Source organism: Haliscomenobacter sp. (genome assembly GCF_965225875.1).
Taxonomy (GTDB): domain Bacteria; phylum Bacteroidota; class Bacteroidia; order Chitinophagales; family Saprospiraceae; genus Haliscomenobacter.
Genome location: NZ_CBDDBS010000003.1, coordinates 918070 through 941872, shown reverse-complemented (window position 1 = coordinate 941872; position 23803 = coordinate 918070). Strand labels below are relative to the sequence as shown.

The window sequence follows — 23803 nt, the reverse complement described above, 5'->3', positions numbered from 1 at the left end:
AGTTTTTTTACCACGAAGACACTAAGGCACAAAGACACAACATTTTAGCGCTTAATGTCTTTGTGCCTTAGTGTCTTCGTGGTGAAAAATCCCGCCGCAGGCGGAAAATCCGTTTAAATCCGTTCAATCCGTTTCGTCCGTTTTCCATCATGCCGCTTTTTGCAAAAAGAGGCGAAGCCTCAAAATTGCGCAGCGTAAATTCTCTCGCAAAATACACCCTTCCCTCAGCCTACTTCTTCCCCCCCTTCACCGGCTCCGTCGTCCGCAAAAATTGCACCAAATCCAGCACCTCACTTTCCGAAAGCGGATCAAACAGCCCCACTGGCATCAGCGAAGTCGGCATCACCTCCCGCGATTGAATCGCCGATTTATCCAGCACCACTGCCTCCAGCCCTACAGTACGGAAAGTCAATTGCCGTTCATTTTCAGAAACCACGTTGCCCGAATAGGTCCGCCCATCGCGGGTAGTCAGCACCACCAATTTGTAATCATCCTGGATTTCTCCGCTGGGATTCAGGACGTTGAACAGGAGGTAATCCAGGTTAGCGCGGTTGGAACCCGTCAAGTCGGGGCCGATGTTGCCCCCTTTGCCGTACATTTTATGGCAAGACCCACAAACTGCCTGAAAAACCAGTTCCCCTTTGGCCGCATTGGCCGAAAGCAGCGCTTTTTCGGTGATCATGCGCTGGTATTTGGAGTACGCCTTTTCCAGCGAAGGTTCCTGCTCTATCGGGCCCCATACCTCGATGAAGCCACTTCCCACCACCCGCAACAATTGCCGGGCAGCATAAGGTGGCACATCCCGCTTGGGAATGGTCTCACTTTTTAAGGCCTGCGTCAATTGCCAACCATACTTGGGCCGCGACGAAAGGGTTTGAATCGCTTGTTGTTTTTCGGCAGCATTAAAATCCGGGTACTTGCTGATTAGCAATTTCGCCAGTGATTCCTGGTCGTAATCGGCAATGGCTTGAATGACGTCCAGGCGCAACCCTGCCTCATTGAGCAGTGTGGGGATTTCCGGCAACAATTCAGGCCGTTTGCGCGCGGCGATCAGTTGCAAGGCCTGCTGCCGTTGTGCAAGTGGCGCATTTTTATTTTTGAGGGTAATCAAGGCCTTTTGGCTGGCTTCGGTATCCCCAAAACGTTGGGCAATTTGAGTGGCCAGGTCTTGGGTAGTGCCTTTGGCCTGGCGCAATTTGGCGTACAGCGCCGCCCAATTGCCGGGCGCTTTCAAATCCGTTCTACCTTCCAGACCGTCGCGCATTCCTTCCAGCAGATTCAATTTCTGCTTGGGGTTCTTTTCCAGGGCGCTGACCAAGAGCTCGGGTGCGTTGGCATCAACGATACGCCGTGCTACATACCTGGAGATGAGCGGGATTTCGGATTGTGCAGCCAGTGCCAGTGCCCGATTGGGGTTGGCTTTCACCAGTGGTTCGAGGCCAAACCAGATCATTTTGGGCAAATTGTGGTCGCCCTGGTCTTCGCCGTGTTTGACCAATTGTTCGGCAATTTCCCAGGCGGATTCGTTGTCGAGGCGCTGCATGGCTGAAGCCAGATAAAGCCTCACCACGGGTGAAGGGTCTGCTTTGGCCAGGGCTACAAACTTGTCCAGGGCCGCGGCGGAAGGTGCTTTGTCTTCACACAAGAACTGTATGGCCCAAGCGCGAATGTAGGGGTCGGCATCGTTGAGTGAATTGAGTAGTGCCGATGCAGTCAGGTTTCCTGTGGTATGCAAGCTCCATAGGGCACGGAGCCGGTAGTTTTGATTTGGATGGCTTTGAAAAATGCTTTGCAGATTGGCGACTGCCGTTTTATCTAGTGCCGTTTTGCTCGCCCGGCCCTGCAAAATTAGCCTAGCCCGGCGGGAATGCCAATCGCTGGGGCTTTTTTGCAATTCCACCAATTGTACATCCGACAATTTGGTCAAATCCCCGTAGCGTCCTTCCCAATTTTGGGCCAAGGAAGTAGTCGGCATGATTCTAAACACTCGCCCGGTTTCGCCATTCAATACCTCTTTGCCACAAATATCAGCATCATGCCAATCCAGCACGTACACGCCACCATCGGGGCCAACCTCCATACTAAAGCCTACCCATTGGGCATTGTTGGCCAGGAGCAGGTCATCGCCGTGTTTGGCCACAAAACCGGAGCCTTTTGGCTCCAAAATATCCGACAAAACCGCGTGCTCGTGGATGTTGGCCATAAAAATTCGCCCCCGATGTTCTGCTGGAAAAGCATCGGACTGATACACCCTGGCACCCCCATGCGCCGAACGGTGACTGTGCTCCGCAATGGTACGAATGTCGCTGTACAAATAAGGGTTGAAATGTTGCCCACCCTGGCGATGGTAAACACCCCCTGGGATGATGTGCCACATGTGCGGGATGACGCAGGCACTGATGAACAATTGCCCTTTAGCGTCATAATCAATGCCCCAGGGATTGCTGAAGCCGTGGGCGACTACTTCAAATTTGTCCTTGGTTGGATGGTAGCGCCACACCCCACCATTGATGTCCACGCCTTCTGCATTGAGGATGTCTTCTGGAAAAGGGTCGTTGTGCTTGTAAATCCGGCCTTTGCCCGTCGGCTTGCGCACTTTGGAAGGCGTTGCAAAACCCTGGCAACCATACAACCAGCCATCTGGCCCCCAATGTAAACTGTTCAAGGTTTCGTGTCGGTCACGGATGCCCCAGCCAGTCAGGCGCACTTCGATGTTGTCCATATCGGCCAGGTCGTCGTGGTTTTTGTCGGGTACAAAAAGCAGGTTGGGTGGTGCCCCCAAAAACAGGCCATCGAAGCCCACGGCGATGGCCGCAGGAAAAGCAATGCCTTCTAAAAATACTTTTTTGGAATCGGCCACGCCATCGTGATCGGTATCTTCGAGAATCAAAATGCGGCTATTGCCTGCTTTGGAAAACCCATAGCCACGCGACTCGTAGTCGCGGTTTTCGGCTATCCAAAGTCGGCCACGATCGTCCCAGCAGAAAGCCATTGGCTGGGTGATCATCGGTTCTGAGGCCCAGGTATTTGCTTTAAAACCTTCTTTGAGGGTCATTGCTTTAACTGCTTCCTCAGGAGACAAAAACTTGGCGTCGCGGCCTTCAGCCTGAGCAATTCCCCACAGCGAATACATCATGTCCTGGCCACTGTAGGCACTCCAAATGCTGTTCATCGTTACATCATTGAGCGTACCAGTATAAACGACCAATTGGTATTTGATGACTTCCACTTTACCTTTGGGGATTTGCCAATCGGCGGTACGTGCGCGGGCCGGGCCGATGCCCAATTGCCCATCTACCCGCCAGTTTTGAGGAAAACCTTTGTTTTCGGGGTGGTCTAAAATGGCGATATGCGCCCAATCGTTCCGCCCTTCAATTTGCATACCTACATCGACCCAGCCAGCGCGTTGACCTTCGGCTTTTTCATTGCGTTGGCGGGCGGCATTGATGACTTCCCCTTTGATGCCCTCCTTCCAGGGCATGCGCACAAACAAGCCGCCGTAATCGTACTTGCCAATCGTGACGTCGGTTTGGGCTTCACCCGCCCATTCCAAATCCAGGAGGTATTTGCCGTCTTGCTCCCGCATGGTCCAGGTTTGGGTTTCGGTCAGTACCGTATTGCCCTTTTCATCGAGCAGGTCGTACACAGTTTCCCATTTCACCTCGGGCCCTTTGGCTTTGATGACCGCAGCGGAAACCCGCCGCCAATAATCTCCTTCCGGGTGGTGAAAATAATCCCGCCCATTGACCCGGGTGAAACCCCAATAAATTCCGGTTTGGTGTTTGTGGTGGCCGGGGCTGTATTCGGTCAGGATACCATTGCCATCTGGTGCGACGATGGGATGTAAAAAAGGCCGAAAATCAGCTTTGGCATTTTGGGTCAAAACGGGCGTTTTGCCTTTGGCCGTAAAAACGGATATGGTGCCGAGTGCTTCGTCTTGGACGAGGCGAAATTCAGTGGCAGTCGGTGTACCCTTTGGTTTAAGCATTTTAGGCATCAAGGCAAACCAGGCTAAACCGAGCATGGCAAGGGAGAAAGCGTAGAGTTTGGATTTCATATTTGCAGATTTTGGCAAAGACATGATTGAGGGCATTTGGTAACCAATTACCGGTATTTCTTCAAAATTCTCCGTGCTAGCGAAGCCTTATGCGTCTCATCCGTTCCATCGTAAATTCGTGCAGCCCGTTCCTCCCGATAATAAAAAGCCAAAATGGTATCATCGGTAATTCCCAGTCCGCCGTGCACCTGAATCGCTCGATCCAGCACATCGCCCAACACCTTGGCCGTAAAAAACTTGATAGCCGAAACTTGTTCTGCTGCCGCTTTTTGGCCCGCTTTTTCCATCAGCAAGGCCGTACTCAGTACCATCAGTTTGGCGGCGTCAATTTCCGCGCGGCTTTCCGCAATCATCTGTTGCACCATTTGTTTTTCCCCCAACATCACTCCATCTTCAATTTCGCGGGTGGCGGCATAGTGGCACATTTGTCCGAAGGCGCGTTCACAAATGCCCATCCAACGCATGCAGTGGTGGATGCGACCGGGGCCCAGGCGCGCTTGTGCGAGCGTGAAGCCACTGCCTTCGGCACCGATCAGGTTTTCGATGGGCACCCGTACGTTTTCAAAACGAATCTCCGAGTGGCTCATCCAGCCGGAGCCAGGGTGCCCCATGATGGAGATGTTGCGGATGAATTGGAGTCCAGGTGTATTCGTTGGCACCAGAATCATACTCGCCCTTTGGTGGGGTGCTGCCTCCGGATCAGTCACTGCCATAACAATAGTGAAAGTAGAACCGTCAAAGGAGGTGGTGAACCACTTGTGGCCGTTGATCAGGTATTCATTGCCTTCCCGGACTGCAGTGGTGCCCATACGCACGGGGTTGCTGCCGGCAAATTCCGGTTCAGTCATGGCAAAACAGCTGCGGGTTTCCCCTGCCGCGAGCGGGGCCAAAAATTGTTCTTTTTGAGCAGCAGTACCCGCTAGGTGCAGCAATTCCATGTTGCCAATATCGGGCGCCTGGCAGTTGAAGAGGTAATAACCAAAGGGGGAACCACCCACTGCTTCGGCGATAAAGGCGTGCTCCAACAAGCTCAGGCCCATTCCACCGTAATGGGGATCGAAGCAGGGCAGCCACCATCCATTGGCTTTTACTTTATCGCGAAGGGCATCCAGGGTTGGTTGTAGATCTGTCCAGGATTGTTTGAGCCATTGCAGGTCATACGGGAATACTTCCTCGGCCATGAAGGTTTGGATGGCAGGGAGGAGCTTTTTGATGCTATCGGTTTTGATGAGTTCGGTTAGCATAATGTAGGGCAGCTGCATCCTTGAGGTGCCTCTTCGGTTTCTTAGGTTTCTTAGGTGGTAAAATATTGACCTGCTGCGCAGGTTTTGGGTTTTCTACCACCTAAGAAACCTAAGGCATCGAAGAAGCACCTTAGGGGGTTTTATCAATGATTGTTTATAATTTTCCTTGTTCAAGTGCGTGGACTGCCTTTTTAGACAGTTCCTGGACCCCCCAAATCAGCATAGCAAAACGCTCATCCTTGGTGTATCCCTTTTTGTAGCGGCTATAAATCTGCTGCATGATTACGGCGTTTTTGAACAAGCCAAAAACGTAGAAGTACAGGATATTTGAAGTATCCCGGCCACTCTTGTCTTGGTAGTACGCTGCAATTTCCTGACGGGTTAGATTCCCGGATAGCCAGGAAACATTGAAGGTCTTTTCAAAGTCGCTATCACTCGCCTCGCACCAGTAGGACAAGCAGGTGCCTAGGTCCATCAGCGGATCGCCCACCGTGCTCATTTCCCAATCCAGCAGGGCTATAATTTCCAAAGTGTCTGGATGCAAAATGGCGTTGTCGTATTTGAAGTCGTTGTGGATGAGGCTGGGGCGGCCTTCGGTGGGTAAGTGTTGCTGCAACCAGGTTGCTAATTCAAGCATTTGGGGAATGTCATCTGTTTGGGCTGCTTCATAGCGTTTGCTCCAGCCTTCCACCTGGCGCTGGATGTACCCTTCGGGTTTACCAATTTGGATCAAGCCAGTTTTGACAATGTCAATTCCGTGCAATTCCACCAGCGCATCGATCAATGAGTAGGACAATTGCCGCATTTGTTCAGCGGGAATGCTCAGCTTATGGCCCATTTTTCCCCGCAAAATCACCCCTTCCACTTTTTCCATCAGGTAAAAAGGACAGCCGAGAATACTTTCGTCTTCACAACAAAGGACGGTTTGGGGAATTTTGTGGTAACCAGCCTGGCTCAAAGTGCTCAGTATCTGGTATTCCCGAGCCATATCGTGTCCCTTTTTAATGTCTTTTGCACCAAAAGGTGGGCGGCGGAGGACGTAGGCACGATTTTCGGTTTGTAGCAGATAGGTTAGGTTGGAATACCCGCCTCCGAATTGGCCAACTTTTTGAATTTGCCCAAAATGGGGGATTTGTGCCTGCAAATAGGCATTAAGCGCATCCAAAGGGAGCTCCTCTCCTACTCTGGGTTCGCTGGCTGCATCCAGTCTGATGTTGGTCATTGCTTAGCGGATTTTCGCTAACAAAGTAGGAAGATTTCTTCAGTGCCTAATGAAAAATTTCTGTTGAAGTCAGGGTTAATGGAACATTTTTGGCCTGGATAGTATCCTCAAGCTGAACTTTTTCGCGAAAACGATAGTCCGCGCCATTTGTTTCCCAATACACCTGAATTTCCTTTTTAGCTAGGTTGATGATCCAACATTCAGGGATACCACTCGCGGCGTAGATGGGTAATTTCACCTTACTGTCATAACTCAAGGTGGTATCTGCCACCTCAATTGCTAATAAAACATCCTCTCCTTTGGGCAATTCATTCTCGTAAAAATCACTGCGGTGTTTGAGTACTGCAACATCGGGTTCTGGCTCCGACAAATCGCTGGCCACAATCGGGTCTTGCACACTAATGATGAAGTGATCGCCTAATAGCTTGTTAAGCAGATTATTCAGTTTCTTGACAATTTTGGCATGTTTACTTCCAATCGGACTCATTTCAATAATTTCTCCATTGATTAATTCTACACCTCGCTCAGGCAAGATACCGGCCTCCGCCATCTTGTGGTATTCTTCCACCGTGAACAAGCGTTTTTGAACCTGAATTGCCATGTGTTTTTTGTATTTCCTATGCTTCTTTCGACAAAAATAAGCATTTTTGAGGAAGCCTGCACAACAAGGTTCTACAAGATTTGTTTTCCAAATAAAAACGCCAAACCGTGAAAGCACTAGTCCTTACCGAAGCCAACTCGCTCCCGATTTACCAAGATGCTGTCGATCCCATCCCTACCGAGGGCGAAGTTATTGTAGACATCAAAGCTGCGGCGCTCAACCACCGCGATGTATTTGTCACCCAGGGCAAATACTCGAATATCCGCTTTCCGATCATCTTAGGTTCGGATGGTGCGGGTATTTGTGATGGAAAAGAGGTGGTCATTTATCCTGCGCTCAATTGGGGAGACGATCCACGCTTTCAAGGCAAAAGTTTTGAGATTCTGGGCCTGCCACGCAATGGGACTCTGGCAGAAAAGATTGCTGTACCTGCCAATCATGTGTTTCCAAAACCAGCGCACCTCACTTGGCCGGAAGCGGCAGCGCTACCCTTGGCTGGTTTGACGGCCTACCGAGCCCTGTTTACCAAAGGACGCTGCAAGGCTGGAGACAAGGTCTTGATTACGGGTATTGGTGGAGGCGTCGCCCTGTTTGCCCTGCAATTTGCCAAGGCTGTAGGGGCAGAAGTGTGGGTCAACTCCAGTTCTGATGAAAAAATAGAACGCGCTATTGGCTTGGGCGCTACGGGCGGGGCAAATTACAAAACTCCCGATTGGAATAAACAACTGGAAGCGGCGGGAGGCTTTGATATTGTGATTGATGGCGCCGGTGGAGAAGGTTTTGGTACCGTCCTCAAATTGTGCAAGTCGGGTGCCCGGGTGGTTTCGTATGGTGGAACGATCGGGATGGTGCCCAATTTCAGCCCACAAATTTTGTTCTGGAAACAACTGGAAGTACTGGGTAGCACGATGGGCACCGCCGAGGAATTTGCTGCGCTATTGGATTTCGTGGCAAGCCATCAAATCCATTCGGTTGTTGATCAGGTTTTTACGCTCCAAGATGGTGCTCAAGCTTTCCAACGCATGGACGTGGGTGGACAATTTGGCAAAATTGTACTGGCAATTTAGGCCAGGATTTACCATATTCCAACCTGAAAAAGAATCATAGCGATGGTTGCAAGCGTCATGATGATGAGGCTCGCAAACCCAAGAATATTTTCGGTTCTGGTGTTGACGTGTTTGCCCACAATGGCCTTGTTGTTTGACATGTGCAAGATAATGGCAATCAATACTGGTGCCGTTGCTCCGTAGAAAATAGCTGAATAAATCAAGCCTTGAATCGGCGAAATTCCAATGTAGTTCAAGGATAGACCCAAGAGCAAAGAAACAGCCAAAACGAGGTAAAAGGCCTTGGCTTCGTGGAATTTTTTGTCAAGGCCTTGTTCCCAGCCAAAAGTTTCAGAAATCGCATAAGAAAGGGATCCGCCCAATACCGGAACGGCCAATAAACCTGTGCCAATAACCCCCATTGCAAACAACAAATAGGCCAAATTCCCGGCCAGTGGTTTCAAGGCCAAGGCGGCTTGCTCTACTGTGTTAATTTGATTGATTCCCCCCTTATACAAAACGGTACCGGTGGTGAGGATGATAAAAAACATGACTACTCCCGAAAAAGACATCCCAAAATCGACATCTTGTTGCATCTCGTGGATGACCTTTTTATTCACAATCAGGTGGCGTTTTTTGTGCTTCACCTCTTCAACTTCCATCGAGGCCTGCCAAAAGAACAGGTATGGAGAAATGGTAGTACCGAGGATACCGACCAGAATGCTGATGAATTCCTTGTTGAACTGGATGCTGGGGATAAAGGTTGCTTTTGCAATCGCCAACCAATCTTGATGGTACAAAAATGGAACAACCAAATAAACCAGTAGCACCAAACAGAGGTATTTTAGAATAGAAGCAATTTTTTGATAAGGCAAATAAATGATCAAAATCAGGAGGAGAATGGTAAAAAAAACGCTGAAATAGGTTGTGGGGATGGAAGGGAATAAAAGATTACCCACCGCCCCCATGGCCGCAATGTCTGCCCCAATATTCATTACAATAGCGGGAAAACTAAAGAGTAGCATCAACCATAAAATGGGCCTAGGGTAGTGCAATTTGATGTTGCCAGCCAAGCCATGTTCCGTAATCAAGCCAATCCTGGCGCACATTTGTTGCAAAACCGCCATTAGGGGAAATGCGATCAAGGAAGTCCACAAAGTAGAAAGCCCAAAAGCGGCTCCTGCCTGGGAATAGGTAGCAATTCCTGAAGGGTCGTCATCGCTTGCTCCGGAAATTAGTCCCGGGCCCAATAGTTTCCAAAAGCGCTGTAGTTTGCTTTTTATTGAATTTTTTCTCTTCATCTGGATTTTGACTGACAGAAGGTAAAGTTAACCAAAAGTGCGAAGCAAGCCAGGTATTTTATGTTGCTGTCATGGTGATTTTACTACCCAATTGCTCAAAAAATAATTTGACAGTTCAAATTGCTTTGTACAACTTTGTGTCCAATCACTCCGACTGTATGCACACATGAATGACGCAAAGGAAAAACAAGCCATTACCCAATGCCTGCAAATGCTCGAAGGCAGGCTCAATTGGGGTTCAAGCCAACACTGGGTGAACTACGATTTTGAAAAATTGAGCCTGGAAATTGAGCAAAAAACCCAGGTCAACCTCAGCGTGACCACCCTAAAACGATTGTGGGGCAAGGTTAAATATCCTCACGCTCCGACGCTCACTACATTGAACACCTTGGCCCAGTTTCTAGGACATACAGATTGGCGATCATTTACCCAAAGTTTACCTGCAGAGCAAGAAGAAACACCAGTAGCGCCTTCTAAGGCCACTCCGAAAACACCACGTTTTAGTGGGTTTAAAATAAAACGCAATTGGGTATTGATGGGCGCTTTGGTATTGGTGGTATTGCTGGCCATCTCTGCTTTTGTTCCCGAGTTTTTCAACTTTAAGGTAAATCAGGATCAATACAGTTTTCAGGCCAATAAAGTGCTAAGCAAGGGGGTACCCAACTCGGTGATATTCACCTATGATGCCAGTGCCTCACCTACCGATTCCGTATTCATTGTACAAACCTGGGACATTCGCCGCAAAACCCTGGTGCCCAAAAACCAGCAGCACCATTCTGCGGTGTACTACTATCCTGGCTTTTTCCGCAGCAAGTTGATCATTGGGCAAACCATTGTCAAAACCCACGATATCCAGATTTCGACAGATGGCTGGCTGGGGCTGGTGGAAAATGAACAGAGGCCGATTTATTTCAAAAAAAGTGAAATCCTCAAGGGGGAAAGCGTGGAAATTGACACCCAAATTCTGCGTGCTTACAACCTGCCTTTGCTACCTGATCCTCCAAAGATTCGCTTGTTCAATCAAAGGGATATGGGCGATTTGATGGACGACAATTTCATTTTTGAAACCACCCTTAAAAGCCCATACAGTGGCGGCAGCAACGCCTGCCAGTTTGTAGAAGTGCTCATTCAATGCAAGGACGACATCATCATCATTCCATTGGCTGACAAAGCTTGTGCAGGTGATCTGCGCATATACGCCGCCGGAGCCATGGCAGAAAGTAAACACGCGGATTTATCGGGCTTTGGTTGTGATCTGAATGAGTGGAATACGCTAAAAGTGGTGACCAAAGATAAAAAAATGAGCTTTTACGTCAACGGCAAAAAGGCGCATTCCTTTACTTTCCCAAATGATCCGACGGGAATTGTGGGGGTGCAGTACCGCTTCAACGGCGGGGGTGCGGTGAAGGATACCCGTTTCAGCAATGGCGCGTTTGAGCTTAAACTGTAAATTTATCCCTCATTAAAAAAGACGTACAAGCCATCTTTTCCGGCTACAATGATGTCCTTTCGGCCAGTGCCGCGCAAGTCTACCACTTCAAAATAGATGCCCGTGCCTTTGCCTTCACCGAATGGGCCATAACTGATGACTTGCTTGGAAAACGATTCTCCATTCCATTGGAAATAATACAAACCAATCGGGTCAAACGAGCCTGGGTCCTTTTCATTGTGCGCCCGGTAGCGTTTGCCAGTGATCAATTCTTTTTTGCCATCGTTGTCCAGGTCGGCCCAGGCCATGGTGTGGTATTGAGAATTAAAGGGATCGATTGGATGTTTTAGCCAGGAGCGTTTACCATTGGGGTCTATTTTTTGTTCGTACCAATCCAGGCCATAGTCATGCCCTTTGCCCGCAATACAATCGTTTTTCCCATCGCCATTAACGTCAGTGACAATAACGGGGATGCTGGCAGATTGCATGTTGAACTCCTTGTGAAAGGTCCACTTGTCCACAAAAGGATTTTTAGGCGCTTCCAACCAGCCAGTATTGAGGACAAGGTCACTTCGACCATCGCCATTGATGTCTCCAAAGCCAAGGCCATGCCCCTGGGTTTCCCACAATTGATAAGCCTGGAATTTACCGCTGCCTTTGCCAGCAGCATCCACAATCAGTTTAAAGACACGCAAAGGCTTGCCGGGATTGTTGGGTATAATTTCCAGAATGCCATCTCCGTCAATATTCCAGGCCCGGGTGGTTTCGATATTACCCGTTTCACCGATTTTATACTCCTTCCATTCTGAGTCCCCGTTGCCAGGGTTTTTGCGCCAGTTGATCGTGTTGTCGTTCCACCCTCCAGTGATAAAATCAACCCAACCATCGCCATCTACATCCATTGGAACAGTAGAAAAATCATCGTAATATTCACCAAAACGCCGGGGTTGGGCAACCACATGCCTTTTGACAAAAAGTGGGCCTTCGTACCAAAAAGCACCGGAAACAAGATCTGGCTTTTGATCATTATTGACATCGAATACACCCACTGATTCAAAACTTTCGGCAGCAATCATTTGCTTGCGGAATTGAATGGGTGGAGTGTCGATGTCCAACATAAGCAGGATAAAGAAGAATGGTGTAAATAGCGCCATTGGAGTAAGGTGTTGTGTTTAATCCTACAAAATACACTTCAATTTCCAAACAAACCCAGTATCTTCCACCCAACAAACAATTTTTACATGCTCCGCATCGGTCTACTCTCCGACACCCACAGCTACCTCGACGAAACTATCTTCGACTACTTCGACGAATGTGATGAAATCTGGCATGCAGGCGACATAGGGGATTCCCGCATTGCCGATCGCCTTGAAGCCTTTCGGCCTTTCCGCGCTGTATTTGGCAACATCGACGACAAGGAGATTCGACTGCGTTATCTTGAGGATTTGCGCTTTACTTGTGAAGGGCTGGACGTGCTGATGACCCATATCGGCGGCTACCCAGGTAAATACAACCAAAGGGTACGGGAAATTTTGCGTGCTGACCCTCCTGGGCTCTTCATCTGTGGCCATTCCCACATCCTCAAAGTTATGCCCGACCCTGCACTGGGTTTATTGCACATCAATCCGGGTGCCTGTGGCCAGGAAGGTTTTCACAAAATGCGCACCATCATTCGTTTTTCGATCGACAATGGCAAACCGAAGGATTTGCAGGTGGTGGAACTCGGCAAGAGAGGAGCTCTTTGAGTGTTGAATGATATATAATGAGTGATGAATTATTACCACATTGGGAAGTCATATGCTTTACCTGTTTTTCGACATTGAAAACAAATCGACAATTCATCACTCATCATTCATCACTCATCATTACTTTTGCTCCTATGAAACAAATTTTTCTCAAAGACAAACGCGACGCGGCGGTACTCCGCTTTCATCCCTGGGTATTTTCCGGGGCCGTGGCGCGTAAGAGTGGGGCCATTGAAGATGGCGAATGGGTAGAAGTGCGTTCCAACAAGTCGGAATTGTTGGGTATGGGGCATTATCAAGATGGCAGCATTTGTGTACGCTTGTTGAGTTTTGAACCTGCCACCATCGATCAAAATTTTTGGACGCAAAAAATCAACCGCGCCTACCAATACCGCAAGGCCATAGAATTGACGGATCGCGATCAGCTGAATTGTTACCGCTTGATCCACGGTGAAGGTGATGGATTGCCAGGTTTGGTAATTGATGTTTATGGAGAAGCAGCAGTAATCCAGTGCCACTCAATTGGCATGCACCGGGATCGGGCGATGATTGCCCAGGCTTTGCAGGATGTGTATGGCTCAAAGCTCAAGGCAGTTTACGACAAAAGTGCCGAAAGTTTGCCCAAGGAGTACGCCACAACCATGCAAAATGGGTACTTGTTCGGCACCGGAGCTGAAACCGTTGTCAAAGAATACGGTGCGCTGTTTACCATCGATTGGGAAGGCGGGCAAAAAACCGGATTCTTCCTCGATCAGCGCGAAAACCGCCGTTTGTTGGCTGAATACGCCGCTGGTAAGACGGTGTTGAATACTTTTTGTTACACCGGTGGATTTTCCATTTACGCCCTAAAAGCAGGGGCCCATTCCGTTGAATCCGTCGATGTGTCGGCCAAAGCCATGGAGTTGACCGAAAAAAACGTAGCCCTCAATGGTTTTGACGATAGCCGGCACCGTTCCTACACCACCGATGTACTTGACTTCTTGCGCAAAACGCCCAATACCTATGATTTGATGGTAGTTGACCCGCCTGCTTTTGCCAAAAACCTCGAAAAGCGTCACAACGCGGTGCAGGGTTACAAACGGCTGAATGCCCTGGCAATGGAAAAAATAAAACCTGGCGGTATACTTTTTACCTTTTCTTGTTCTCAAGTTGTCAACAAACAGCTATTTTACGACACCATTGTGGCTGCGGCCCTGGAAGCAGGACGACAAGTGCGCGTGATGCACCAATTGAGCCAAGGCCCGGACCATCCCGTCAATTTGTTTCACCCGGAAGGGGAATATTTGAAAGGGTTGGTATTGTATGTAGAATAGAAGTTGAGGAGTTGAGGAAGGTTGAGAAGGTTTAGGCTACCGCAAGCGACTTGGAAAATGTCCTTGTCAAATACGCTGCGGAAGCCTAAACCTTCCTCAACCTCCCTCAACTTCCCTAAACCCATATTATGGAGCGACTCCACTATCCGATTCTTTACTACCCCATCAGCGACCAAGCAGTGCTGGGACTTTTGGTTGGCTCCGAACAGCAGGCTATAGCGGCCAATGTGGATACCTTGAAGTTGAAATTTCAGAACCAACTCCAGCGGGACTATAAAAAAACGGGAACTTACCCCGATATCCGAATCTCTGACCCAAAGTTAAAGGTCTTTACTATCTCGTTCCGCCCTTCTTTGCGGGATAGTAATGGAGTGTACCCTTTGCCCAAGGATGTTTTGGTGCCCATTCCAGCCGTATTTGGCCCATCGGATTCCGGTTTTTACCACTGCTATTTGCCGGTTTTCCAAGAACATTTCACCTATTATTCGCCAGAGCATTTTGAGGCCTTGACTGACTATGTTGCCATCAGCAATCTGAATCGCTCTACCCCAGAGGAAATATACAAATTGATGCGCTATGGCACACCTGGATTAACCAGCATTGAGTTACGAGTGAATCCGCGCAACAATTATTACTGGAAGTCCAATTGGAATTTCCGCAACCAACAAACTACCCTGGCCCGCCTGGGTGAGGCTTATCCACCCTTAAAAGCCACCCGGCGTCTGAATCGGCAAACCCCGGATGTAGCCTGGGAGCGAGAAACAATTGTGGAACAAGTGGTTGATAAAGTGCTCAGTTCCCGAGCGAATGTACTGATCATTGGCAATCCGGGTTCAGGGAAAAGTGCGGTACTTCAGGCTGCCATCCGCAAAATGACCAACAAGGCAAAAAGTGCCAAGTTAAAAATCAACTTTTGGCGTATTTTGCCCCAACGCATCACCAATAGTGCCAAATACCTGGGAGAATGGCAGGCTACTTGCGAGGAATTGATCGATGAAGCGGCCAGCACCAACAGTATTCTCTGGATTGTATCGATGGTCCGTTTGTTGATGACGGGTGGGTCCGGGCCAGAAGATAGTGTAGCTGCTTTTTTTCGCCCGGTGTTGAACCAGGGGAAAGTCCAAATGATTGGGGAGGCTACGCCGCAGGAACTGGAAAGTATGCGCCGTTTGATGCCTGGCTTTGTGGAGGCTTTTCACCTCATTCATCTGGATGAAATGGGCGAATTTGAGGTACAAAGTGTATTGGGCAAATACGCCCAATTTGCCCAGCATGCACATAAAATCAACATTGGAAAACCTGCCCTGGACCTCTCCTATCGACTTTTATCCCGCTTTTATCCTTATGAGAGTTTTCCGGGCAAGGCCATCAAGTTTTTAGGCAAATGTTTGGCTGAAACCCGGCTGAATCGCGCTGAGGAAATCAGCGTGGAAGATGTCAACCAACATTTTATCCAACAAACTGGCTTGCCCGAACTGTTGCTAAACGATAATCTGGAGTGGGAAGAATCAGAATTGTTGCAGTTTTTCAACGAACGCATCATTGGGCAACCCCGGGCGGTAGAGCAACTGTGCAGCCTGGTCAAAATTTTCAAGGCGGGCATCAACAATCCGCAACGCCCCATTGCCACGCTGATTTTTGCCGGACCAACCGGAGTCGGTAAAACCGCCTGCGCCAAAACCCTGGCAGAATACTTTTTTGGCAAAGGCCAACAAAAAACGCCACTCATTCGCATCGACATGAGTGAATACCAGCATGCTTTTCAGATCGACCGCTTGATCGGTGCTGATCGGGAGCCAGGGCAATTGGTCAAAGAAGTGCGGGAAAAACCTTTCTCGGTTTTATTGTTGGATGAAATTGAAAAAGCTGACCCGGCGATTTTTGATGCCTTGCTCGCCGTTCTGGATGATGGAATGTTGGTGGATGGATTTGGGCGAGTCACCCATTTTAAAAATACCATCATCATCATGACGTCCAACCTTGGGGCTTCGGGGCGACGTAATGTGTCTTTTTCGGATACCACCAGTGCAGAAAATCGCTACCTTTCTTCCATTCTGAAACATTTTCGCCCGGAGTTTGTCAACCGAATCGACTCTCTGGTTGTCTTTGATGAACTGAGTAAGGATGGCATCCGGGAGCTAGCACGACGAGAATTGCGAGAATTAGGCAAACGGGAAGGTTTTACCAAGAAAAAAATCCAGCTCAATTTTTCAGAACGGCTGATTGATTACCTGGTTGCCATTGGTTTTGATGAACGGTATGGTGCCCGCCCGATGCAAAGGGCCATTGAACAAGGCATCATCGGCCCGCTAGCCCTTTGGCTGCTGGAAAACCCAGAGAAAAGTAATCACACCTTGTCGATAGACTACGATGGAGGTATTGTTATAAATGGTTAATTGTGAGTAGTGAAAACTGTACAGATCGTATTTCAGGTATTGGTGATGTTGATTTTTCCTTACTTGGCCCAACGCTCTAAGCATTGGGGGAAATTGGGGAATTTTTTGAGCCCAGTGGTATTGTGCTATATTTTTGGCATGATTCTAAGCAATTTCAACCTCATTCAAACGCCTATCCCCTTTCGGGAAACTTGTAGCCAGTTCAGTATTGCGCTGGCCTTACCTTTATTGTTGTACTCTTCCGATCTGGGCTTTGTTTACCGCAATCTCAAGGTTTTTTTACTCTCTTTTGCCTTAGCTATTCTGGCTGCTGTACTGGCTACGGGGACAATTGCCTATGCTTTTTTCTCCCACCTCCCCCATATTGACCAGGCTGCAGGGATGTTGTTAGCGGTTTATGTAGGTGGAACTGTAAATTTGTTTGCTACAGGTTATGGATTGGGGGCAACGGCAGATTATATCGGTCTGGTCAATGCCGCAGATATTGTGGTGGGTGGGGCCTATTTGTTGATTCTGACTTCAGTTGGCCCCAAACTTGTTGCGCTGGTTTTGCACCGCAAACCTAGTTCAACTTATCACCATATTGAAACGGAGGAAGCCAGCGTGGCCCCAGCTCCAGAGGTGATTTTTATTAGCCTGGCATCCAGTATGGCGATTCTGATACTTTCTGCGGGGCTTTCCTATTTGATCTTTGGTAGTCTGAAAAATAGCGCCTTCCTTATCCTTTGTTTGACGACAATTAGTATTGCTGCCTCTCGTTTGGAATGGATCAAAACGTTGAAAGGTTCTTTTCAGGTGGGCGAATATTTATTGCTGATGTTTTGTGTAGGTTTGGGCTTATTGGCTGATCTGGAGCAATTGGTTGGTGGTGGGTTTTCGATTGTGCTCCTAACCATTGGTACGATCCTAAGCACGGTTGGATTACACCTCTTGCTGGCCAAAATTTTTAAAGTAGACGATGAAGCCTTTTTAGTTACCTCAACTGCGACTATTTTTGGACCACCCTTTATTCCCCAAATTGCCGCCACCATCGGCAATCCCAAGGTGATTTTACCTGGCATTGCCGCCGCCCTAATGGGCATTATGCTGGCCAACTATTTGGGGATTGGTTTGGGTTGGTTTATCAACTGGATATTATAAACAGCTATTTATGCAACTATCAATTTACCAAGTCGACGCTTTTGCCAATGCGATTTTCCAGGGCAACCCAGCAGCGATTGTGCCTTTGGAAACCTGGCTTCCTGACGAAACCCTCCAAAACATTGCCACTGAAAACAACTTATCCGAAACGGCATATTTTGTTCCTGATGGCGAGAATTACCACTTGCGTTGGTTTACCCCCTCCACAGAGGTGCGTTTGTGTGGGCATGCTACTCTAGCCAGTGCCCATGTATTGTTTGCTCACTTGGGTTACGCCAAAGAACACATCAACTTTAATACCTTGGGAGGTTTGTTGAGTGTGCGAAAAGAAGCTGATCAGTACGTAATGGATTTTCCTACGGACGAACCCCAACCCTTTCATGTGTTAAAAAGCCTGGAGCACATTTTGGGCATTCAAATCCTGGAAATGGTCAAAGGAACGGATGATTACCTCGCTTTGATTGATTCTGAAGCGTCATTAAAAGCGCTGCAACCCAATTTCCGTTTATTGGCAGATCTAAAAACTCGAGGTTTAATTGTCACCGCTCCTGGTACGACCACCGATATCGCTTCCCGCTGCTTTTTCCCCAATTTCGGGATTGATGAAGACCCCGTGACGGGTTCAGCCCATACTTTATTGGCTCCTTATTGGTGTAAAAAATTAGGAAAAAACAGCATCAGTGCCATTCAAGGTTCAGCACGTAAAGGCCAGTTGCATTGTACGCTGAAGGGGGATCGAGTTGAATTGATGGGTAAAGCACAAACGTATTTGCAAGGGACGATTTGGATATAAGTGATAGTTGTAAAAGTTGAGCTGCTTAGAAATAAACCTAGGCAGCTCAACCATCAAGTTATTTTTGGAGCATTATTCTTCTATTGAGCGTGCCTTCGTTGGTTTGAATACGCAGCACATACACTCCATTGCTGTAGTTGGAAAGATTAAGGGATGTCGCCGCTGTTCCCGTCTTTGAAAAGAGTACCCGCCCTTGGGCATCTATACATTCCAAAGCCTGAACTTGCAGATTTTGGTTGGCCTGAATCCACACCTCTCCTTTGCTCAGACTTGGAGTCACGCGCAGGTATTGAGCCCATACGGGTTCCTGCGTTTTAACTGTAGTAGAAATATTGAGTTCGGTTCTTTCCGTACTGAGCCCTTGGGGATTTTGTTGAGGGTCGATCGCTAAAGTTTCACTGATTTGTATTTCGGTAGTTGTTTTATCCCCTGCCGTAGCATTTGCTTGTAGCATCAAGTCTCCGATGGGGCCAAACCCATTTCTGGCTTGTCCATCTACCCTGCTGAGCGCAATGTACAATTTACCGGCCTTGGTATCATTGTATTGGAAGTAGATCAAATCAGCATTGGGATCTCCAAGCCAGGATTTACTGGGTATAAAAGCAATTTGTTCAGCGTTGATTTTGCCGGGGTCATACTCTATGGCAAAAGCCAAACCATAGGCTGTCTCCATTTTCTCTTGTTCTGTTCCAAGATTGATGCTTAAAGCTGTGGGTTTGGAAGCAAAAATATCCTGGGCATTGATTGACAAAGGGGTGCCAATAGCGCGTATTTCTGGGGTGCTTTGAAGGCCAGGCTGGGTTCGGTTGTTCCAGAATTGACTGATTAAATTGATGTCCAAATTGTCGATCACACCATTGCCATCAGCGTCGACATTTTTAAGGTCTACTTGAGAGCCAGGCAAGCTTGTCTCCCAATCTAAGGCTACCTTTTTCCCCCAGGTCATATTGTCAGTATTGCGACGTGTTGGACCTAAAGTATTATATGCCAAACCAATGGGTAAAAAATCGAAATGGTTCACCACGCCATCTATATTGGCATCTCCTGGCCATAATTCTGGCTTGACAGAAACTTGTACTTGTTTTGGTAAAAAAATAGTGTTGAGTTGCTGAAACTCTTTGGTAAGATTCTCAATGGTCTGGTTTTCATCAACTCTGAAACCTGAATTTCCCAAACTATCCAATGCCTTAAAACACAAGGCAAACAATACTTGTTGTGCTTTAGGTGCAATCATTTCCTTCAGGTTTTCAAATCCGGTGGTCCAGGCTATGCGTAAAAAACCTGAAGTTTGTGCGCGAGGAATGGGAGAAAAATTGCCTTGGAATGTAGCTGCGTCCCCCTTAGGCATTTCCCTTTGTACAATGCTATCCAGGCGAATTTTTCGATGATTCCAAACAAAATCCATCTGCAATGCAACCAAGTGGGCTTCGTTTTGCAATAGAGTGAAATCTTGACAAAAACTAGTTCCTGGTGTTACTACAGTATCTTGAAAGGTAAAAATAAGCGTTTCTTTGCGCAGCAATGGAAAGTAAGCCCCCATACTACTTGGATAATAAGTCAGTCCATCCTTACCTATAAATTGATTGTTACCAAGGGTATTGGTCATAATTAGTGCAGCCAAATCCCATAATACCCCTTTGGGTACCCGGGTTTTTAAGCGTAAAAACGCTTGAGCATTAAAAACTGGAATGTCAGTGTTTGCCTTCCAATGAATTCGAGTTTCAACCCAATCTTTGTTTTTTAAATAAGCAGCATCCCAGAACTGTTTGATTTGTTCATCTACTCGGAGTGAATCGGTCATTCCAGGAACGGCAGAAACAACCGAATCGATAAAAAGGGTGTTAGCTGGATGATAGAGTCGAAATGTGGCTTCTTTTAATCCAATGTCGCCTACCTCTAGGTTAAGATTTACCCATTCACCTGGGCCATCAATGGTCAATACTTTCCTCTCTATTTCAACACGGCCACGTTTTTGTTGTTCTAGCTGTGCGTGCAAAGGCGCTGAAAAAGCGATAAAAAGGCTTGAAAGAAACAGAATTTTGGTAAAATAATTCATGGGGAAAATTTAAAATTAACAATTTGTACCCAAAAATAAAACAACACCGTTTACGGCGCAAGAGCACAATTGTTAATTTTTGGCATTTGATCTGAATTATTACCTTTTAAGCATCCGAAAACAACGATGAATTTTTTTATTTTTAAAATCCTGAGGAATGGTGCGTTGGCTAATCTCTTCGATTTCTACTCCTTTGATGTTGGCTTCGTCTAATTTGAAAGAGCGGTAGTTGGTTGAAAAATAGATGGTACCTCCAGGCCGGGTAGCAAAAATGACTTGATTGAGCAAAGCGACATGATCTCGCTGGGTATCCAGTTCTTCTCTCATCATTTTGCTGTTGGAAAAAGTAGGCGGGTCCAGCACAACCAGATCAAATTGGCCTGGTCGCAAAGTATCTAGGTATTGTTTGACATCAGCTTTGATGAGGTAGTGCTTTTTACCAATTTGATCGGCAAAACTGTTGACGACTAGGTTCGCTTTGGCCCAATCCAGATAAGTATTCGATAAGTCAACCGTGGTTGTGGTTAGTGCTCCACCAGCCGCAGCATAAACCGTGAACGAACCAGTATAAGCAAATAAGTTCAAAAAATGTTGGCCCTCGGCTTGTTCGCGCACCATTTGACGGGTATTGCGGTGGTCTAGAAAAAGGCCCGTATCCAGGTAGTCGCTCAGGTTGACCAAAAAATTGAGGCCGTTTTCCTGAACCAATCTTTGTTGTTTTTCTGTATCGACCTTCTCGTATTGTTGTTGGCCCTTTTGGCGTTTGCGTTCTTTAAAAAAGACCAAAAAACGCGGTACTTCCAGGATTTTAGCGATGGTATCCAAACATGCTTCCAACCAGGCCTGATGCTGGAATTCATCCAAACTATGGTGGCGTTGGTATTCTGCAACATGCACAGCCTGCTCGTAACGATCAATGACCAGTGGAAAATTAGTCAGATCATTGTCGTAAATGCGGTAACATGTTACACCCTGGCGGCGCGCCCATTTGCTGATGTGGCGATCGACTTTTTGTAAGCGATTTTCGAATTCTGACAAGGCTCCAATCATGATTGATGATGTTTAGCTGGAACTAATTTTGAGGCAGGTGAGTCAAAAAACGTAGCCATAGCAGGGCTACGGCGAGGCTTTTTAACGAAGCCTGCCTCAAAATTAGTCCTGCAATTAGCATTAATCAATTGTGATTGGAGCCTTACGTTCATCAAATGGCAATTTTGCGTTTGCGGGCAACCACATTCCAGGTATCGACCCATTCCCCATTTTGGATCACATAGGCGTCTTCATACAAGTTAATGGTGGGGCAGATGTGATAAGGTACTCCATACAAGACATCCCCTACCTTCCAGTTGTCCCAATCCGTAACTTCCAATACCAGGTGTTCTTCACTTTGGGAAACGCAGCGGTAATTGTCCAGATTGAGGAATTTCACCCGTTTGTCGATGGGATTTTCCGCGGCGATGGCTTTGTGGCCCAAATCTACAGTAATGTATCCTGCCTTAGGTTTGGAAATAACCCGGGTAAAGACCAAGCCCGCCCATTGGAAAGGCTGATCTGGCAATCCTTCCCCGTAACCCCAATCCCAAACCAAACAGGTGCCGGGGCTAATGTGTACTCCTTCCCGCAGAGTATGTACCGTTTGAGCAGGTGAACCTCCTGCAATCACCAATGGTTCCGGCAAACCAGCCGCACGAATTTGCTCCAATAAGACTTTGATCCCAGCAAATGCCTGGTCACTTTTGGCCTTGCGTGTGGCAAAATCAGCATCCCGAAAATTGCCATCGTAGACGTGCAAACCCAAAACTTTAAGGTATGGATAGCGAAACAAGGATTGGTAAAATGGAAAAAGCTGATCATTTACTGGATGGCCTGAGCGATCCATGGCATTGTTGACATCTACCAGCACATTGGCAGCCAATCCGTAGCGGGAAAACACGACCTGATAGGCTGAAGCTGCATCCGCACAATCTACCAGGCTTACAAACTCTACTTGTGGGTAAGTTTGCACCAATTGTGCCCAGCGTTCAATTTTGGGACCAACCAACTGGTGAGCAATAACTACGGTAGAAGCTCCGGCCTTAGCCGTCATTTCCGCTTCAGCAATGGTGGCACATTTAAACCGGGTGATGCCCCGCATGATTTGCATCCGCACCAATTCCGTCATTTTGTAAGTTTTGACATGGGGGATCAGGCGCTCGGCGTCGCCAGCGATTTGCAACATCAGGTTGATGTTGTAGGCCACACGATCTTTGTACAGCAGCAAAGCGGGTGAGTCAATTGAAGCAGGATCGTTAAGGGTAAACCAATTGTTGTCCATAGGTGCGGTATACTTTGCTGCGAAGTAAAGAAAAATAGTTGAAGAGTTGAAAAGTATTGACAGCCACCTTCTAAAACATTTATCTTGCGCCACCGATTCCTTAACTGGGCAACCGCGAGGGGTGCCCCAACAACCCAACTCATATGAACATTATACGCGACGCCCTGATTGGCCTTGCCGTTGGAGATGCCCTCGGTGTTCCAGTAGAATTTGAATCACGGGACAGTTTGACGGCCAATCCTGTCACCGACATGCGCGGTTACGGCACTTATAGCCAGCCTGCGGGTACCTGGTCGGACGACAGCTCTTTGGCTTTTTGCCTGGCGGATAGCCTGACGCAAGATTTTAATCTGGCAGACATGGCTCAGAAATTTGTGGACTGGAGCCAATCTCGCATTTGGACGCCCCATGGTCGGGTTTTTGACATTGGCATCACGACGAGTGAAGCCATGGAGGTGCTAGAGGATATCCTGATCAGTGGTGACCACGAGGCACTTGAGCACCTTCGTTATGAAGCTGATGAAATGAGCAATGGCAATGGCTCATTGATGCGCATTCTGCCGCTGCTTTTTTACCTCAAACAACAGCCTGCCGAGGAATGGTTTGAAATTACCTGGAAAGTTTCAGCACTCACCCACGGTCACATTCGCGCCGCCATTGCCTGTTGGTATTACCTGCGTTTTGCCTGGCATTTGTGGCAAAGTGGAGATAAGCGCAATGCCTATCTGAAAGTGCGCACTGAAGCCCGGGAGCTTTTCCGCAAAAAAAACATCGCCTTCAGTGAGCAGCGGATTTTTGATCGTGTAGTTGAGCACAGCATCAGCTTTTTACCGGTATCTGAAATTTCTTCTTCCGGCTATGTCATGCACAGCCTGGAAGCAGCGATGTGGTGTGTTTTGCGCTACAACACTTATGAAGAAACCGTATTGGCTGCCGTCAATCTAGGTCATGATACCGATACTACTGCCGCTATCGCTGGTGGTTTAGCCGGGATTTTGTATGGTTTTGACGCCATCCCCAGCGAATGGGTCAACCAACTGACTCGCCTCAATGATATTCTCCAATTGTGTGATGACTTGAACAACCGCTGGAACTAAAATCCCCTACCCTGTTCAGATGCAATTAATGGAGGTGTTTTTATTTTTT

General features: G+C 47.7%; 17 protein-coding genes. 8 read left to right on the top strand and 9 right to left on the bottom strand.

The window, feature by feature from the left end; all coding sequences use genetic code 11:
• Positions 1-229 precede the first annotated feature (229 nt).
• From ACO08K_RS24190 to ACO08K_RS24175, 4 genes are all read right to left on the bottom strand, one after another.
• Entirely contained in the window at positions 230-4057 is a 3828-nt protein-coding gene (locus tag ACO08K_RS24190; protein ID WP_421799058.1) for a PVC-type heme-binding CxxCH protein, read from the bottom strand.
• Positions 4058-4104: 47 nt separating this feature from the next.
• The gene (locus ACO08K_RS24185) at positions 4105-5301 is read right to left on the bottom strand and encodes an acyl-CoA dehydrogenase family protein (protein WP_421799057.1); all 1197 of its coding nucleotides are present in this window, start codon (positions 5299-5301) and stop codon (positions 4105-4107) included.
• 154 nt (positions 5302-5455) lie between these two features.
• Positions 5456-6523: a phosphotransferase family protein gene (locus ACO08K_RS24180; RefSeq protein ID WP_421799056.1), complete on the bottom strand. Its 1068-nt coding sequence runs from the start codon at positions 6521-6523 to the stop codon at positions 5456-5458.
• Between the two features lie 46 nt (positions 6524-6569).
• A complete protein-coding gene (locus tag ACO08K_RS24175; RefSeq protein ID WP_421799055.1) occupies positions 6570-7124 on the bottom strand; it encodes a Uma2 family endonuclease in 555 nt (184 codons plus the stop codon).
• Between the two features lie 107 nt (positions 7125-7231).
• Between ACO08K_RS24175 and ACO08K_RS24170 the strand changes: the two genes are divergently transcribed.
• The gene (locus ACO08K_RS24170) at positions 7232-8191 is read left to right on the top strand and encodes a zinc-binding dehydrogenase (protein ID WP_421799054.1); all 960 of its coding nucleotides are present in this window, start codon (positions 7232-7234) and stop codon (positions 8189-8191) included.
• Positions 8192-8199: 8 nt separating this feature from the next.
• On the opposite strand, the gene ACO08K_RS24165 is transcribed toward ACO08K_RS24170, so the two are convergent.
• Positions 8200-9471 carry an NRAMP family divalent metal transporter gene (locus ACO08K_RS24165; protein ID WP_421799053.1) on the bottom strand — a complete coding sequence of 424 codons (1272 nt, stop codon included), beginning with the start codon at positions 9469-9471 and terminating at the stop codon, positions 8200-8202.
• A gap of 166 nt (positions 9472-9637) precedes the next feature.
• Here ACO08K_RS24165 and ACO08K_RS24160 point away from each other — a divergent pair, with 166 nt between their 5' ends.
• Positions 9638-10921, top strand: a complete 1284-nt coding sequence (locus tag ACO08K_RS24160; RefSeq protein WP_421799052.1) for a hypothetical protein — start codon at positions 9638-9640, stop codon at positions 10919-10921.
• 2 nt (positions 10922-10923) lie between these two features.
• Here ACO08K_RS24160 and ACO08K_RS24155 read toward each other — a convergent pair whose 3' ends face one another.
• Positions 10924-12054: an FG-GAP repeat domain-containing protein gene (locus ACO08K_RS24155; RefSeq protein WP_421799051.1), complete on the bottom strand. Its 1131-nt coding sequence runs from the start codon at positions 12052-12054 to the stop codon at positions 10924-10926.
• Positions 12055-12141: 87 nt separating this feature from the next.
• On the opposite strand from ACO08K_RS24155, the gene ACO08K_RS24150 reads away from it, so the two are divergent.
• The 5 genes from ACO08K_RS24150 (at position 12142) to ACO08K_RS24130 (ending at position 18287) form a co-directional block, all read left to right on the top strand.
• Positions 12142-12645 carry a metallophosphoesterase family protein gene (locus ACO08K_RS24150; RefSeq protein WP_421799050.1) on the top strand — a complete coding sequence of 168 codons (504 nt, stop codon included), beginning with the start codon at positions 12142-12144 and terminating at the stop codon, positions 12643-12645.
• A 134-nt stretch (positions 12646-12779) separates the two neighbouring features.
• Entirely contained in the window at positions 12780-13958 is a 1179-nt protein-coding gene (locus ACO08K_RS24145; RefSeq protein WP_421799049.1) for a class I SAM-dependent rRNA methyltransferase, read from the top strand.
• Positions 13959-14086: 128 nt separating this feature from the next.
• The gene (locus ACO08K_RS24140) at positions 14087-16354 is read left to right on the top strand and encodes an AAA family ATPase (RefSeq protein ID WP_421799048.1); all 2268 of its coding nucleotides are present in this window, start codon (positions 14087-14089) and stop codon (positions 16352-16354) included.
• A 9-nt stretch (positions 16355-16363) separates the two neighbouring features.
• Positions 16364-17494, top strand: a complete 1131-nt coding sequence (locus tag ACO08K_RS24135) for a DUF819 family protein (protein WP_421799047.1) — start codon at positions 16364-16366, stop codon at positions 17492-17494.
• A 10-nt stretch (positions 17495-17504) separates the two neighbouring features.
• Positions 17505-18287, top strand: coding sequence for a PhzF family phenazine biosynthesis protein (locus tag ACO08K_RS24130; RefSeq protein WP_421799046.1), 783 nt, complete (start codon positions 17505-17507; stop codon positions 18285-18287).
• A 58-nt stretch (positions 18288-18345) separates the two neighbouring features.
• On the opposite strand, the gene ACO08K_RS24125 is transcribed toward ACO08K_RS24130, so the two are convergent.
• The 3 genes from ACO08K_RS24125 to ACO08K_RS24115 form a co-directional block, all read right to left on the bottom strand.
• Positions 18346-20343: a T9SS type A sorting domain-containing protein gene (locus tag ACO08K_RS24125; RefSeq protein WP_421799045.1), complete on the bottom strand. Its 1998-nt coding sequence runs from the start codon at positions 20341-20343 to the stop codon at positions 18346-18348.
• A 99-nt stretch (positions 20344-20442) separates the two neighbouring features.
• On the bottom strand, positions 20443-21393 hold the full coding sequence (locus ACO08K_RS24120) for a class I SAM-dependent methyltransferase (protein WP_421799044.1): 951 nt from the start codon (positions 21391-21393) through the stop codon (positions 20443-20445).
• A gap of 151 nt (positions 21394-21544) precedes the next feature.
• On the bottom strand, positions 21545-22657 hold the full coding sequence (locus ACO08K_RS24115) for a D-TA family PLP-dependent enzyme (RefSeq protein ID WP_421799043.1): 1113 nt from the start codon (positions 22655-22657) through the stop codon (positions 21545-21547).
• A 143-nt stretch (positions 22658-22800) separates the two neighbouring features.
• Between ACO08K_RS24115 and ACO08K_RS24110 the strand changes: the two genes are divergently transcribed.
• Positions 22801-23754, top strand: a complete 954-nt coding sequence (locus tag ACO08K_RS24110) for an ADP-ribosylglycohydrolase family protein (protein ID WP_421799042.1) — start codon at positions 22801-22803, stop codon at positions 23752-23754.
• Positions 23755-23803 lie beyond the last annotated feature (49 nt).

What these genes read in the sequence shown, in the direction of transcription:
- ACO08K_RS24190 (WP_421799058.1), bottom strand. Translation starts at nt 4,057, where the DNA reads ATGAAATCCAAACTCTACGCTTTCTCCCTTGCCATGCTCGGTTTAGCC.
- ACO08K_RS24185 (WP_421799057.1), bottom strand. Translation starts at nt 5,301, where the DNA reads ATGCTAACCGAACTCATCAAAACCGATAGCATCAAAAAGCTCCTCCCT.
- ACO08K_RS24180 (WP_421799056.1), bottom strand. Translation starts at nt 6,523, where the DNA reads ATGACCAACATCAGACTGGATGCAGCCAGCGAACCCAGAGTAGGAGAG.
- ACO08K_RS24175 (WP_421799055.1), bottom strand. Translation starts at nt 7,124, where the DNA reads ATGGCAATTCAGGTTCAAAAACGCTTGTTCACGGTGGAAGAATACCAC.
- ACO08K_RS24165 (WP_421799053.1), bottom strand. Translation starts at nt 9,471, where the DNA reads ATGAAGAGAAAAAATTCAATAAAAAGCAAACTACAGCGCTTTTGGAAA.
- ACO08K_RS24160 (WP_421799052.1), top strand. Translation starts at nt 9,638, where the DNA reads ATGAATGACGCAAAGGAAAAACAAGCCATTACCCAATGCCTGCAAATG.
- ACO08K_RS24155 (WP_421799051.1), bottom strand. Translation starts at nt 12,054, where the DNA reads ATGGCGCTATTTACACCATTCTTCTTTATCCTGCTTATGTTGGACATC.
- ACO08K_RS24150 (WP_421799050.1), top strand. Translation starts at nt 12,142, where the DNA reads ATGCTCCGCATCGGTCTACTCTCCGACACCCACAGCTACCTCGACGAA.
- ACO08K_RS24145 (WP_421799049.1), top strand. Translation starts at nt 12,780, where the DNA reads ATGAAACAAATTTTTCTCAAAGACAAACGCGACGCGGCGGTACTCCGC.
- ACO08K_RS24140 (WP_421799048.1), top strand. Translation starts at nt 14,087, where the DNA reads ATGGAGCGACTCCACTATCCGATTCTTTACTACCCCATCAGCGACCAA.
- ACO08K_RS24130 (WP_421799046.1), top strand. Translation starts at nt 17,505, where the DNA reads ATGCAACTATCAATTTACCAAGTCGACGCTTTTGCCAATGCGATTTTC.
- ACO08K_RS24125 (WP_421799045.1), bottom strand. Translation starts at nt 20,343, where the DNA reads ATGAATTATTTTACCAAAATTCTGTTTCTTTCAAGCCTTTTTATCGCT.
- ACO08K_RS24120 (WP_421799044.1), bottom strand. Translation starts at nt 21,393, where the DNA reads ATGATTGGAGCCTTGTCAGAATTCGAAAATCGCTTACAAAAAGTCGAT.
- ACO08K_RS24115 (WP_421799043.1), bottom strand. Translation starts at nt 22,657, where the DNA reads ATGGACAACAATTGGTTTACCCTTAACGATCCTGCTTCAATTGACTCA.
- ACO08K_RS24110 (WP_421799042.1), top strand. Translation starts at nt 22,801, where the DNA reads ATGAACATTATACGCGACGCCCTGATTGGCCTTGCCGTTGGAGATGCC.